Origin of the sequence: Corynebacterium sp. HMSC27B11, from assembly GCF_001815985.1 — a bacterium.
Lineage (GTDB): Bacteria > Actinomycetota > Actinomycetes > Mycobacteriales > Mycobacteriaceae > Corynebacterium.
Window position 1 is genome coordinate 19,751 of record NZ_KV823550.1, and the last position, 13,869, is coordinate 33,619.

The following is a 13,869-nucleotide window of genomic DNA, read 5'->3' on the forward strand; positions in this document are numbered from 1 at the left end:
GCGCGGGGCTAACAGACGTTGTGCGGCCCCTCGTGCTCAACGTGGCTCGGGCGCTCCACCTGAATCGTCGAGTGGGCGATCCCCCGCTCTTGCAGGGCCTCCTGGGCCACACACAGCACGGCAGCCGGGTCGCGGTCTTCCGGAACGACCAGATGCACCGAGGCGAGCGCACTCGTCCCGTCGAGGGACCACAGGTGCAGGTCGTGAACATCCATCACACCGTCCACCTCGCGGAGAAGCGCGTCGATCTCGGCCGGGTCGTAGCCCGGCGGAGCCTGCTCCAGCAGGATCCGCAGCGTGTGCATCATGAGCTGCCAGGCGCGTGGCAGCACGAGTGCTGCGATGACGAGAGAGGCAATGACGTCCGCGTACTGCCAGCCGGTCGTGATAATGACGCCACCAGCGATCAGGACGGCGACGGAGCCCAACATGTCCGCCAACACGTGCAGGAAGGCGCCCTGCACGTTTACGGAGTTATCCCGCTGGCTGTGCAGGATCCACGCGGAGACCACGTTCGCGATGAGACCAATCACGGCGATGATCATCATGGGGCCGGCGAGAATCTCGACGGGCTCGCGGAGCCTGCGGATGGCCTCCACCACGATCCACACGGAGATGCCCAGCACAGTGACCGCGTTGACGAGTGCGGCCAGCACCTCCACGCGCCGGTAGCCGAAGGTCGCCTGCGCGTTGGAGGCCCGGCGCCCGATGAGGATGGCGATCACCGCGATGATGATCCCCGCCGCATCGGAAAGCATGTGCATCGCGTCGGCCAGCAACGCAACGGAGCCGGTGACCAGCCCGCCGATGAGCTCGGCGAAGAAGATCGTGCCGGTCACCGCGAGCACGATGAGCAGTGCGCGCAGCGGGGCGTCCGTGGGCGCGTGGGAGTGGGAATGCCCGTGTGCCTCGGAATGGGAGTGAGAATGCGAAGAACCGTGGCGGTGCGGATCGGCACCACCACGGTTCTGTGGGCGCTCGGGGGCTGCGTCAATGTGCTCGCTCATGCCCTCAAGCTTAGCGAGCGCCCCCCTTATTGACAACTTATTGAAAATAGTCGGGAGACGCGGTCGCGGGGCTATACCCCGCGGGATAACGAGACCTTAGGCGGTCTCGTTCAGCGGGTTCTTCACCCAGCTCATCAGGTCGCGCAGCTTCTCGCCAGTCTTCTCGATCTCGTGATCGTTGTAGCTAGCGCGCAATTCCTCGAGCTCCTTGTTGCCACCCTCGACGTTGGCGACGAGGCGCTTGGTGAAGGTGCCGTCCTGAATATCGGACAGGATGCCCTTCATGCGCTCCTTGGTATCGGCGTCGATGACGCGCGGGCCGGAGATGTAGCCGCCGAACTCCGCGGTATCGGAGACGGAGTAGTTCATGTTCTTGATGCCGCCCTCGAAGATGAGGTCGACGATCAGCTTCAGCTCGTGCAGGCACTCGAAGTAAGCCATCTCTGGCTCGTAGCCAGCCTCGACCAGAACCTCGAAGCCGGTCTTGATGAGCTCCTCGGTACCACCGCACAGGACGGCCTGCTCACCGAAGAGGTCGGTGACGGTCTCTGCCTCGAAGGTGGTCGGGATGACGCCCGCGCGGCCGCCGCCGATTGCCGCAGCGTAGGACAGAGCCAGGTCGCGGCCGTTACCCTTCGGGTCCTGCTCGACGGCGATCAGGCACGGAACACCCTTACCGTCGACGTACTGACGGCGCACCAGGTGGCCCGGCCCCTTCGGTGCGACCATGCCGATGGTGATGTTGTCCTCCGGCTTGATCATGCCGAAGTGAATGTTCAGGCCGTGACCGAAGAACAGGGCGTCGCCGTCCTTCAGGTTCGGGGCGATGTCGTTTTCGTAGATCTGTGCCTGGGAGGTATCCGGGGCGAGCAGCATGATGACGTCTGCCCACTCGCTGGCCTCGGCGTTGTTCAGGACCTTGAAGCCGGCCTCTTCAGCCTTCTCGCGGGACTTGGAGCCCTCGCGCAGGCCGATGGCAACCTCTACGCCGGACTCGCGGAGGTTCTGCGCGTGAGCGTGCCCCTGGGAGCCGTAGCCAATGATCGCAACCTTGCGACCCTGGATGATCGACAGGTCAGCGTCGTCGTCGTAAAAAACATCAATTGCCATGAGGTTTCAACCTTTCTCGCCAGCCGCGTCTGCCCGCGGCTGGCTATCGATGAGCATGTTTAGATTATAACAGAAATTTCACTCTTTGAGATGAAATTTACCATTCTATGAAATTTTACCCGGGCGGGTGCCCCCGGTTTAACGGCTCGGCGCCATCGATCGCGGACCGCGGGACATCGCAGTCACGGAAGACTCGATGAGCTCGCGAATACCGAAGGGCTCCAGAACATCCAGCAGCGCCTGCAGCTTGGACGGAGTGCCCGTGGCCTCGATAATCAGCGAGTCCGGGCTGACGTCGACAACGTGCGCACGGAAGAGCTTCGCCGCCTCGACAACCTGGGTGCGGTTGCTATTGCCGGCAGCGACCTTGACCAGCAGCAGACCCCGCTGCACCGTGGTTTCCGGATCCTGACGCGAGACCTTGAGCACCGGAACCAGCTTGTTCAGCTGCTTCGTGATCTGCTCGACAACGATCTCCTCGCCCTCGACGACGAGCGTGATGCGATTGACGCCGTCGACCTCAGTGCGCCCCGAGCTAATGGAGACGATATTGAACGCACGCCGGGTGAACATTCCGGAGATGCGGGAGATGATGCCGTCCTCGTCCTGAGTCAGGACCGACAGAGTGTGAAGGTTGGACATTAGTTCTGTTCCCCTTCCTGGGCGTCGATGTTGTCGACTTCGGTGTCCTGAAATTCCTGCATGGTCTCGTGGATCTCGGCCGGGGTCTCCGCTGCCGATTCCTCGTCGTCGAAAAGCGGGCGCAGATCACGCGCATACTGCACCTCGTCGTTGGAGGTGCCGGCCGGAACCATCGGCCACACCTGGGCATCCTCCCCGACGATGAAGTCGATCACGACCGGGCGGTCATTGATTTCGCGTGCCTTCTTAATGGTCGGGAGGACGTCCTCCTCCTTCTCCACGCGGAAGGCGGCGCAGCCCATGGACTCCGCGAGCTGCAGGAAGTCCGGGAGGTAGGCCTCCTTGGGCTTGAGGTTGGTGTGCGAGTAGTGCCCGTCGTAGAACAGGGTCTGCCACTGGCGCACCATCCCGAGGTTGCCGTTGTTGATCAGCGCGATCTTGATCGGGAAGCCCTCGACCGCACAGGTGACGAGCTCCTGGTTTGTCATCTGGAAGCAGCCGTCACCATCGATGGCCCAAACTTCCTTATCCGGCGCGCCAGCCTTGGCCCCCATGGCCGCCGGCACCGCGTAGCCCATGGTGCCGAGGCCGCCGGAGTTCAGCCAGGTGCGCGGGTGCTCGAAGTCGAGGAACTGTGCGGACCACATCTGGTGCTGACCGACACCGGCGCAGTAAATCGCGTCGGGACCGACCTCCTTGGACAGGGTCTCGATGACGAACTGCGGGGCCATCTTCTCGTTCGGCGTGTGCTCGTAGCCGCGCGGGAAGTGCTCCTGCATCTCCCCCAGGTACTCACGCCACTCGGTGGTGTCCGGACGAGACAGACCGTGGGTATCGATCGCCTTGTACAGCGCAGTGAGAACCTCCTTCGCGTCGCCGACGATCGGCACCTGAACCTCGCGAATCTTGCCGATTTCCGCAGGGTCGATGTCCGCGTGGATGACCTTGGCGTTCGGCGCGAAGCTCTCCAGCTTGCCGGTCACCCGGTCATCGAAGCGGGTACCGATGGCAATGAGCAGGTCGGAGCGCTGGAGGGCGGCCACTGCGGGCACGGAACCGTGCATACCCGGCATGCCCATGTGCAGCTCGTGCGACTCCGGGAAGGCACCGAGAGCCATCAGGGTGGTGACCACCGGGATGTCATTCGCTTCAGCGAAGGTCCGCAGCTCCTTGTGCGCCTCGGACTTGATGACGCCGCCACCGATGTAGAGCACTGGGCGCTTGGCCTTGCTAATGAGGCGCACAGCCTCCTCGACCTGGCGACCGTGGGGCGTGGTGACCGGGTGGTAGCCCGGCAGGTCGAACTGCGGTGGCCAGACGAAGTCCAGCTCGGCGTTCTGCACATCCTTCGGCACATCAACCAGCACCGCACCCGGGCGCCCGGTGGACGCCAGGTGGAAGGCCTCGGCCATCGCCGCCGGAATATCCTCCGGGCGGGTCACCATGAAGTTGTGCTTCGTGATCGGCATGGTCACGCCCCGAATATCGGCCTCCTGGAAGGCATCGGTGCCCAGCAGCCCCTTGCCGACTTGACCAGTAATCGCCACGAGTGGCACGGAATCCATGTTGGCATCCGCGATCGGGGTGACCAGGTTCGTCGCACCCGGGCCGGAGGTAGCGATACACACGCCAACCTCACCGGTGACCTGGGCGTAACCCGTGGCGGCATGGCCGGCCCCCTGCTCGTGGCGCACGAGAACGTGGCGGAGCTTTTCGGAGCCATACAGGGCCTCATACAGCGGGAGGACGGCGCCACCCGGGAGCCCGAAGACCACGCCGGTCCCCAGCTCTTCAAGGGAACGCACGATCGCCTCTGCACCGTTAATGCGCTCGGGCTTGCGGGCCTGCGCGACGCCGCGGCTAGCCGCAGCGACCGTGGCGGGCGTGGGCTGTGAGCGTGAAGTGTTGTTCACGGTTTCAATCGCTCCTTGCTCGGCACGCGAGATTTTTACTCGCTTCTACTTCATCGGGGACAAAACAAGAACGCTGCAACCTGCCGCATTTCCCCGAATTTCGGTAACCGGCGGGCTGAGCATTGTGATGATACTAACAATATGAGCCCCGGATGGCAAACTTCGCGACCTGCAGGTTCTCAATAGTTGAAATGTTTATTCCCATAGAGTGATTGCATGAGCGTGCTTGGACGACCGAGAGAACTATCCCGGCCCGTGTCATCCCCCGCCCCTGTTCACAGCCAGCATGCTGCCTGAATTATCAGCAGAGACCCGGCAAGGTCACAGGCTGCCTCGCTAGGGTTGTGCGCTATGCAAGCATCGACCTATTTCCTCACGCATTACGCGATCAAGGCATGGGAGTGGCTGATCCACCCCGGCCTGCCGCTAGCCGCACTCGCGGTTCTGGCGGTTCTGATCCCGCGAATCGGCAGACTATGCGTCCGCGTCGTCGCCCAGCGGCTGGATGCCGATGAGGAATCCACGAAATCCAAGCTCGCCCTCGCCGGCGCGCTGGTGTACCTCGTCGAAGCGGTGGTCTACTTCATCATCGCCATCCGGGCTCTGACCCTGCTCGGCGTACCAGCGGCCTCGGCAGCCGTCCCCGCCACCGTCGTTTCCGCCGCAATCGGTTTCGGCGCGCAGAACATCATCGGGGACTTCCTTTCCGGTGTCTTCATCATCACCGAGCGTCAGTTCGGCGTCGGCGATTACGTGAGCTTCGAGGGCACCAACAATGCGGTTGAGGGGACCGTCGTCGCGCTCACCCTCCGCGCCACGAAACTGCGTACCGCTAGCGGTGAGATGGTCACCGTCCCCAACGGCAAGGTCGGCGCGATCACCAACTTCTCCCAGGACTGGTCCCGCGCCTTCGTCGAGATCGATATCCCGCTGCGCCCCGGTGAGAACATCGACCACCTGGTCTCACAGGTCGAAAAGGCAACCAAACGCGCCGTGTCCGCCCCCGACGTCAAGCCCAATGTCACCGGCGACGTCGACGTCATGCCCGCCATCGCCGTCGTCCAACCCCAGGCAGCCGGTCAGCCGTGGGCCGTGACCTTCCGCGTCACCGTCGACGTCATCCCCGCCAAGCAGTGGGCCGTGGAACGCGCCATTCGCTCGGCCATTCTGAACACCTTCTGGGAGCGCATGGAAACCGTTCCCGCCTCGCCGTTCGGAGCAAAGGAAGCCTCCGGCACTTCCATCCCACACAGCACGGTGCCGGGAGCAGCCCCGAACACGGCAGCGGACGACTCCGCCCCCACGACCGTGTTCGCCACCCGGCAGGAAGCAAGCGCTTCTCCGCAGAGTTCGCCACATGACGGTGTCCACAGCACGGATACGTCTCGTCTGTCCGATGCCGACGATTCCGGCACCCCACTGGACCCGGCAGAAGAGGTCGCGATCATCCGATCGAAGGACGACGGCCCGGGAACAGCTTCCGACGGCGCGCTCATCGTCGGCACCGAAGACGACGATGAAGAAAACCTCGATTCCGGGGTATTCAAGCGATACGACTACAGCTCACGCTTCCAGCGCTGGCTGACCTTCGGCGGCCGAACCAGGGTCTCCACCACCCTGCTGTTCATCGCACTCGTGGTCCTGGGGCTGCTCGCCGCAGCATCCTCTAACCCGGACGATGGCCGCGCCGGCATCCTCAACCCCGCTTATTGGAGCGACCGGCCGGCGAAGACCAGCGAACAGACCGAGTCTCCGGCCCCGGAGCCATCACAGCCCGCAACCCAGGATTCCCCAGAGCAACAGGGGCAGCAGCCCCAGCAGACTGGCCAGGCGGATAGCCCCGAGCCTCGATCCACGCAGCAGCCGAACGCCAACGAGCCGCAGCGCGGACAGCAGAATCAGGCCCCGCAGCCTCAGCAGCGAAACCAGAATCAGAATCAAAACCAGCAGTCCGATGGGAATCGCGGTGCCGAGGCACCGTCTCCCACCGGCGCTGGCTCCGGGACTGGTGCGGGAGACTCCGGCGGGGACGCCGGGGGCTTCTAACGCGATCACACTGAGAGCCCAGGACTGAGGAAAAGGGATTTAAGCCCCACCCCGGGCACCTGGTTAAATGGCTCACATGAGCGCCCAGGACAACAACCCCACGAATAAGCCCCGCCCCGACCACAACCACGGTCGGCCGGCGGTGCGTCCCCAGACTTTCCACCCGAGCCGGGAAAACATCCTGGTCGGTTTCGTCATGTTCCTGATTAGCCTCATCTTCACCGGATACAACGTCTCGGCGTTCTTCTGGATCCCACTGCTCCCACTGCTGTTCATCGTGTGGGTCATCAAGGCAGGGACCCGAGTGGATGGCAAGGGCATTACGGCCAAGCCTCTGATCCGACCATCCAAGACCGTGTCCTGGCAGGACTTCCAGGGCATCCGTTTCAACAAGGCGGGGAAGGCCTACGCCGCTGCCACAGATGATTCGCAATTCTGGCTGCCTGGCATCACCTTCAACAGCCTCCCCGCCCTCGCCGAGGCCACCGCCGGCCGCATCCCGGACCCCCTCACCCCGGCGCGCCTGGATATTCACAACAAGGTGCAGGTCGTCAACCGCGATGGTTCGGCTGTGCTGATGGACTCCGAGGATTACGCTGAGTACGAGAAGCAGCGTCGCGCGGAGTACGAGGCCGAGCACCCCACGGCCGAACCAGCACCTGATGCGGATTCCGCCGCCTCCCCAGGGAACGCCGAGAATCCGGGTGCCAGCAGCACCCCCGAGCGCGCTCGCGATAACTAAAGAACACAACGCCGGCCTCGCGTTACCCGCTTCCAGGGACCGTACGGGGCCGGATAGCCACTTTCACCCATAGAGATATTGAAGAGAGCACTTCGACAATGACATCTCAGGACAACACCACTTCTTTCGGAGCCTCGATCCCGCTGCGCTCCGACGTCACGACGCAGGGCCGCAACGCTGCAGGTGCACGCGCGCTGTGGCGCGCGACGGGCATGACGGACGACGATTTCCACAAGCCGATCATCGCCATCGCGAACTCCTATACCCAGTTCGTGCCGGGCCACGTCCACCTCAAGGACGTCGGCGACATCGTCGCTGAGGCCATCGAGGAGGCCGGCGGTGTGGCTCGCGAATTCAACACCATTGCGGTCGACGATGGCATCGCGATGGGCCACGCTGGCATGCTCTACTCCCTGCCCTCCCGCGAGATCATCTCCGACAGCGTGGAGTACATGGTTAACGGGCACGCCGCGGACGCCCTGGTGTGCATCTCGAACTGCGACAAGATCACCCCGGGCATGCTGAACGCCGCGATGCGGTTGAACATCCCGGTCGTCTTCGTCTCGGGTGGCCCGATGGAGGCCGGTAAGGCCGTCGCCGTCGACGGCGTGGTCCAGGCCCCGACGGACCTGATCACCGCGATCTCGGCCTCCGCATCCGACAAGGTCGACGCCCAGGGGCTGCTGGACGTCGAGTCCGCAGCGTGCCCGACCTGTGGTTCCTGCTCTGGCATGTTCACCGCCAACTCCATGAACTGCCTCACCGAGGCGTTGGGCCTGTCCCTGCCGGGCAACGGCTCCACCTTGGCGACCCACGAGTACCGCCGCCGCCTGTTCACCCAGGCCGGCCACACCATCGTCGACCTGTGCCGCCGCTACTACGGCGAGGGCGACGAGTCCGTCCTGCCGCGCAATATCGCGACCAAGCACGCCTTCCAGAACGCAATGGCGCTGGACATGGCGATGGGTGGGTCCACGAACACCGTGCTGCATATCCTCGCCGCCGCCCAGGAGGGCGAGGTGGACTTCACCCTGCAGGACATCGACGATCTCTCCCGCGAGGTGCCTTGCCTGTCCAAGGTCTCCCCGAACTCCGACTTCCACATGGAGGACGTCCACCGCGCCGGCGGTATCCCCGCGATCCTGGGTGAGCTGTGGCGTGGCGGCAAGCTCAATGAGGACGTCCACACCGTGCATGCAAGCAGCCTCTCCGAATGGTTGGAGGACTGGGACATCCGCGCAGAGAGCCCGAGCGATGCCGCCATCGACCTCTTCCACGCCGCTCCGGGCGGGGTGCGCACCACCGAGGCCTTCTCCACCGAGAACCGCTGGTCCTCCCTGGACACCGATGCGACTGCGGGCTGCATCCGCGACGTCGAGCACGCCTACACCGCCGACGGCGGCCTGGTGGTACTGCGCGGCAACCTCGCCGAGGACGGCGCCATCATCAAGGCGGCCGGCATCGACGAGGAGCTGTGGCACTTCGAGGGCAAGGCCCTCGTCGTCGAGTCCCAGGAGGACGCGGTGCGGGTGATCCTGGATAAGAAGGTTTCCCCAGGCGACTGCATCGTCGTCCGCTACGAGGGCCCAGCCGGTGGTCCGGGTATGCAGGAGATGCTGCACCCGACCGCCTTCCTGAAGGGCTCCGGCTTGGGTCGCGAGTGCGCGCTGATCACGGACGGCCGTTTCTCCGGCGGTTCCTCCGGCATCTCGGTCGGCCACATCTCCCCCGAGGCTGCCCACGGCGGGCTGATCGGCCTGGTTGAGGACGGCGACCCGATCCTCATCGACGTCCACAATCGCACGCTGGAGCTGCAGATCTCCGAGGAGGAGATCGCGCGCCGTCGTAGCCAGATGGACGCTTCCGACACCCCGTGGCAGCCCACCACCCGCAAGCGCCGGGTCACAAAGGCCCTGCGTGCCTATGCGGCGATGGCAACCTCCGCCGATAAGGGCGCAGTTCGCGAGGTGAAGTAGCCACCATGGCTCAGGCCTCCTCCGGGTCCCCGGCTCCGCACACGACGGAGCGCGCGGGTCACGATCCGATGATCCGGGTGCGCGATGCACACCTGCACAACCTGAAGCACATCGACGTCGATCTGCCCCGGGACACTCTCGTGGCGGTCACCGGCGTGTCGGGTTCGGGCAAGTCCAGCCTGGCCTTCGGCACCATCCATGGGGAGGCGCAGCGCCGGTACCTGGAGTCCGTCTCCCCCTTCGCGCGCCGTCTCATCGGCGGCGCGGTCAACCCACGCGTCGGGTCGGTCACGGGGCTGCCGCCGACGGTGGCGCTGCAGCAGTCCACCACCCTGGGTGGAGCGCGCTCCTCGGTGGGCACGATCTCGAATATGTCGAATAGTATTCGGCTGCTCTTCTCCCGCTCCGGCAGCTACCCGGACGGCATGCGCGAGCGGTTGGAGTACGGCAGGCTCGATTCGGACGCCTTCTCCCCCAACACCACCGCCGGCATGTGCCCCGAGTGCCAGGGCACCGGCACCGTGCACCGGCCGACAGAAGAGTCGATGGTGCCGGATCCCAGCCTGTCCATCTGGGATGGTGCGATCGCCGCGTGGCCGGGAGCGTGGTTGGGCAAGAACTTCCGGGACATCCTGGGAACCCTCGGCTACCCGCTGGACGTCCCGTGGCGGGATATTCCGCAGGAGGACCGCGACTGGATCCTGTTCACCGACGAGCAGCCCGTGGTCACCGTCCACCCGGTGCGGGACGAAAACGCCGTGCACGGGTCCTACAAGGGAAAGTGGCGCTCGGTTGCCACCTACCTCAACGACACCCTGGCGGAGACGGAGTCGGATAAGAACCGCCGCCGGGTGCTCTCCTTCATGCACTCATCGACGTGCCCGACGTGTCAGGGCCGCGGCTTTCAGCCGGATACCCTGCAGGTCACTTATGCCGGTTATGCCATCGACGAGTTCAACGGCCTGGCGTTGAAGGATGTTCTTGCTGTGCTGGAGGATCGCCTCCAGCAATTGGCGGGTATCGCCAAGCAGCAGTGGACCGAGCACGACGAGGCCGAGGAACTGTTGCTGGATCAGGTGCTGCCCACGGTGCGCGCCGCAATCGAGCTGGGGCTGGGGCACTTAAGCCTCTCCCGGCCGGCACGCAGCCTGTCTGCGGGCGAGCACCAGCGCCTGCGGCTGGCCTCCCAGTTGAACTCGAGCCTGTTCGGAACGACCTACGTGCTGGACGAGCCCTCGGCCGGCCTGCACGTGGTGGAACGGAAGGCGGTCTCCGAGCTGCTGCAGCGCTTCATCACTGCTGGGAACTCGGTGCTGCTGGTGGAGCACGATATGTCGCTGGTTGCCGGCTGCGATTGGGTCGTGGACATCGGCCCTCGCGCTGGTGAGCGCGGCGGGCAGCTGGTGTTCTCCGGCCCTACTGACGAGTTCCGCGCCCGCGCCGACCAGCTGGGCTCCCCCACAGCCACCGCGTTGAACGAGGGCTTCCCCGAGTTGACGGCCACCCCGGCCGGCACCGGTGAAGCAATCGGCCTTCGTGGCGTGCACGCACGCGCCTTCGACGGAGCCGACGTGGACTTCCCGCTGGGGGCGCTCACCGCGGTCACGGGGGTGTCTGGCTCCGGCAAGTCCACCCTGGTCATCGGGGTTCTGGCAGACGCGGTGTCCCGCTCGGCCAAGCAGGTAGTCGGCGCCGACGAGGTCTCGGACGAGGACCCGGATGCTTTGGCCACGGCAGGTTCCGACCGTGACAGGAATTTCCGTGTGGATAGCGCCACGGGGGTCGATAAGATCCACCGGCTGGTGCACATCACCCAGAAGCCGATTGGGCGTACGGTGCGTTCCACCGTCGCGACCTACACGGGCCTGTTCGATCACGTCCGCAGGCTCTTTGCCGCGACCCCAGAGGCGAAGCGGCGAGGCATGTCGGTCTCCGATTTCTCGTATAACACGACGAAGGGCCGCTGCCCGGAGTGCGACGGTGCGGGCAGCATCGAGGTCGAGCTGGTGTTCCTGCCCGGCACGTACACCACCTGCCCGGCCTGCCACGGCAAGCGCTATAAGCCGGAGATCCTCGAGGTGCAGTGGAACGGTCGCAGTATCGCCGATATCTTGGCGCTGACCGTGGACGAGGCGCTGGAGGTCTTCGCCGAGGAGCCGAGGATTTTGCGCTCCGTCAAATTCCTACACGCCCTCGGCCTGGGCTACCTGCGGCTGGGGCAGGGTTCCCCGGAGCTCTCGGGCGGTGAGGCGCAGCGCATCAAGCTGGCCTCCGAGATGCAGCGTGGCTCCAGCCACAAGCACAGCCTGTACCTCCTGGACGAGCCGACGACGGGGCTGCATCCGGCGGATGTGGACCTGCTGCTCGCCCAGCTGCGTCGCCTGGTCGACGACGGTGCGACGGTGATCGTCGTCGAGCACGACCTCCGGGTGGTCGCGCAGGCAGACCACGTCATCGACGTCGGTCCGGGAGCCGGTGACGAGGGTGGCCAGATCCTGGCCACCGGGACGCCGGCGGCGGTCGCTCAGCAGGGTATGCAGCCGGATTCACGCTCGGTGACGGCCCAGGTTCTGGCCGATCGAGCCGGCTTGAGCTGAGCCTGAACACCTAAGGCCTGCCCAAAGGCATAAGAAAACCCGAGCCCTGGTGGGCTCGGGTTCTGTTTTCGCTGGCGCTTGCGCGCGCCGTACCGCGAAGTTTAGAAGGGGTTGCGACCGCCCGTGAGCAGCCAGAGCGCGGCGAAACCGGCGATGCCGAGGACCGCAAAGATCCACGAGGAGGCCAGCGGCCGGGTCGCCCAGCTACGGGAGCGATCCAGGGATGCCCCGCCCGGGCCGGTGAAGATCAGGCTGAGGCTGATCAGCGCGTAGAGCGCCCACTGGTGGATCACCGGGTTCAGCCCGTAGGGCCACAGCGAGCCCTGGTGGCCGGAAAGGTGGAAGGTCGCCATGAAGGCCGAGACCACGAAAGCGAGGGCGGCGGCGAACGGCGTGAGCAGGCCCAGGATCAGCAGTCCACCGGCGATGACCTCGGCGGCAGGGATAGCAACAGCGAGCACCCCAGATCCGCTGAAGAAACTAAGCCGACTTTCGAGGGCGCTGATGCCTGGATCCCCGGCAAAGCCAAAGAGGGTCTGCAGACCGGAGATCAGCAGCACCGCGCCCGCGACGATGCGCAGGATAGCCAGGCCGAGGGACTGAGTACCGCGGCGGGTCTCCACTGGCTCGGCGATCGGAGCAAGCGGCTGGCCGTCAGGCCCGTAGGCAACCTCGCCCTCAGGCCCCACCGGCTGCGCGTTCGGATCCCACTGCGCATCCGTGTCGAAGCCCCCCTGGGGGTGAGCTTCGCCTGGCTGCGCCGGGTAGCCCTGCGCGGCGGTGTCGGCGTCGTTCTTCGAAGCGCCGACGCCAGCGGCGTACCCGCCGGCGGCTCCCGCGGCCCCCGCCCCGGCCACCCCAGCGCCGAGCGCTGCGGTGTTTGTGCCGGTCTGTGGCTGAGCCTGCTGCTGCGCCGCCGTGCCCTGCGAGCCGGTGCCCGCACCAGCGCCAGAGAGGTCGAGCACCTCAGTCCGCTGATCCTCGGCGGCGCCTGGCTGCTCACCAGGCACATTCGGAACATCGGCTGCCGGCGCGGACTCAGCCTCGGGAGCTGGTTCCGGCGCGGGTGCCTCGATGCGCTGGGGGCGGGCGCGGCCCGCGAGCGCATAAATATCGCGCGGACGGCTCTGCTCAGCGGTCCCCCGCTCTGCCGCCCCTGCCGTGTCAGTCCGCTCCGCTGCGTCCTTGCCCTTGGCCGTGGCCTTAGCGTCAGCCGCCGCGGTGTCGGCCTTCTTAGCCTCGGCAGGCTTGGTGCCAGTAGCCTTAACTGCTGCCTTCGGGGCATCGCCCTTAGCAGGCTTCGCCTGAGCGGAGGCTGGGGATTTGTCGTCACCCGACTTCGCCTTGGGCTTGGCCGCAGTCTTCGCGGTTGGGGCATCCTTCGCAGCCGCCTTCTTATCCGCGGCAGCCGGGCCGTTCTTCACGGTCTTCGCCGCTGGAGCAGCCGGAGCCTTCGGGGCACCTGGCGCCTTCGGAGCACCCTTCGCGGCTGGTTCCGGCGTTGCGCCCTCGTAATCTGGCACATCGATATCGGCGTACGGTTCCGATGCGCGGTCGCTGTGCCCGAAGGGCGAACCTCCAAGCGCCCCCTTCTGGGGCTTCTTGCCATTCTTCGATGCGTCAGTCATGTCCCCAGCCTAAACGAGTTTCCCCAGGAACAGACCGAACAGACGCGGAGTGTCGGAGAACACTGCACCTGCCCAATCGAGCAACCTCCCTAGGATGAAGTTATAAAACCCGCAGCTCAGAGCATTCAAACGTCCAAGTGGCTGACTTTTGTTGACATATCATCAATAATGGAGGAAAGCCTAGCGGCTCAGGTCTCCAACAGAGCAC

9 protein-coding genes are annotated in these 13,869 nt (G+C 65.2%); 4 read left to right on the forward strand and 5 right to left on the reverse strand.

Going from position 1 to position 13,869, the window contains the following annotated elements; genetic code table 11:
- Positions 1–8: 8 nt before the first annotated feature.
- From HMPREF3097_RS02985 to HMPREF3097_RS03000, 4 genes are all read right to left on the reverse strand, one after another.
- Entirely contained in the window at positions 9–1,007 is a 999-nt protein-coding gene (locus tag HMPREF3097_RS02985) for a cation diffusion facilitator family transporter (protein WP_083317933.1), read from the reverse strand.
- Positions 1,008–1,103: 96 nt separating this feature from the next.
- Positions 1,104–2,117 (reverse strand): ketol-acid reductoisomerase, encoded by a 1,014-nt coding sequence (ilvC, locus tag HMPREF3097_RS02990; RefSeq protein WP_012360004.1) that lies wholly within the window; start codon positions 2,115–2,117, stop codon positions 1,104–1,106.
- 138 nt (positions 2,118–2,255) lie between these two features.
- Positions 2,256–2,759, reverse strand: coding sequence for an acetolactate synthase small subunit (gene ilvN / locus HMPREF3097_RS02995; protein WP_070759343.1), 504 nt, complete (start codon positions 2,757–2,759; stop codon positions 2,256–2,258).
- Positions 2,759–4,672: an acetolactate synthase large subunit gene (locus tag HMPREF3097_RS03000; RefSeq protein ID WP_070760840.1), complete on the reverse strand. Its 1,914-nt coding sequence runs from the start codon at positions 4,670–4,672 to the stop codon at positions 2,759–2,761. Before HMPREF3097_RS03000 ends, ilvN begins: the two co-directional genes overlap by 1 nt.
- A gap of 351 nt (positions 4,673–5,023) precedes the next feature.
- On the opposite strand from HMPREF3097_RS03000, the gene HMPREF3097_RS03005 reads away from it, so the two are divergent.
- The 4 genes from HMPREF3097_RS03005 (at position 5,024) to HMPREF3097_RS03020 (ending at position 12,033) form a co-directional block, all read left to right on the forward strand.
- The gene (locus tag HMPREF3097_RS03005; RefSeq protein ID WP_070760842.1) at positions 5,024–6,718 is read left to right on the forward strand and encodes a mechanosensitive ion channel family protein; all 1,695 of its coding nucleotides are present in this window, start codon (positions 5,024–5,026) and stop codon (positions 6,716–6,718) included.
- A 76-nt stretch (positions 6,719–6,794) separates the two neighbouring features.
- Positions 6,795–7,460, forward strand: coding sequence for a PH domain-containing protein (locus HMPREF3097_RS03010; RefSeq protein WP_246821231.1), 666 nt, complete (start codon positions 6,795–6,797; stop codon positions 7,458–7,460).
- Positions 7,461–7,558: 98 nt separating this feature from the next.
- Positions 7,559–9,436: a dihydroxy-acid dehydratase gene (ilvD, locus tag HMPREF3097_RS03015; RefSeq protein WP_070760846.1), complete on the forward strand. Its 1,878-nt coding sequence runs from the start codon at positions 7,559–7,561 to the stop codon at positions 9,434–9,436.
- 5 nt (positions 9,437–9,441) lie between these two features.
- Positions 9,442–12,033 carry an excinuclease ABC subunit UvrA gene (locus HMPREF3097_RS03020; RefSeq protein ID WP_070760848.1) on the forward strand — a complete coding sequence of 864 codons (2,592 nt, stop codon included), beginning with the start codon at positions 9,442–9,444 and terminating at the stop codon, positions 12,031–12,033.
- A gap of 101 nt (positions 12,034–12,134) precedes the next feature.
- Here HMPREF3097_RS03020 and HMPREF3097_RS10025 read toward each other — a convergent pair whose 3' ends face one another.
- Positions 12,135–13,661, reverse strand: a complete 1,527-nt coding sequence (locus tag HMPREF3097_RS10025) for a DoxX family protein (RefSeq protein ID WP_070760850.1) — start codon at positions 13,659–13,661, stop codon at positions 12,135–12,137.
- Positions 13,662–13,869 lie beyond the last annotated feature (208 nt).

Excerpts from the sequence above, each read along its gene's own strand:
- HMPREF3097_RS02985 (WP_083317933.1), bottom strand. The coding sequence starts at position 1,007 with ATGAGCGAGCACATTGACGCAGCCCCCGAGCGCCCACAGAACCGTGGT.
- ilvC (WP_012360004.1), bottom strand. The coding sequence starts at position 2,117 with ATGGCAATTGATGTTTTTTACGACGACGACGCTGACCTGTCGATCATC.
- ilvN (WP_070759343.1), bottom strand. The coding sequence starts at position 2,759 with ATGTCCAACCTTCACACTCTGTCGGTCCTGACTCAGGACGAGGACGGC.
- HMPREF3097_RS03005 (WP_070760842.1), top strand. The coding sequence starts at position 5,024 with ATGCAAGCATCGACCTATTTCCTCACGCATTACGCGATCAAGGCATGG.
- HMPREF3097_RS03010 (WP_246821231.1), top strand. The coding sequence starts at position 6,795 with ATGAGCGCCCAGGACAACAACCCCACGAATAAGCCCCGCCCCGACCAC.
- ilvD (WP_070760846.1), top strand. The coding sequence starts at position 7,559 with ATGACATCTCAGGACAACACCACTTCTTTCGGAGCCTCGATCCCGCTG.
- HMPREF3097_RS03020 (WP_070760848.1), top strand. The coding sequence starts at position 9,442 with ATGGCTCAGGCCTCCTCCGGGTCCCCGGCTCCGCACACGACGGAGCGC.
- HMPREF3097_RS10025 (WP_070760850.1), bottom strand. The coding sequence starts at position 13,661 with ATGACTGACGCATCGAAGAATGGCAAGAAGCCCCAGAAGGGGGCGCTT.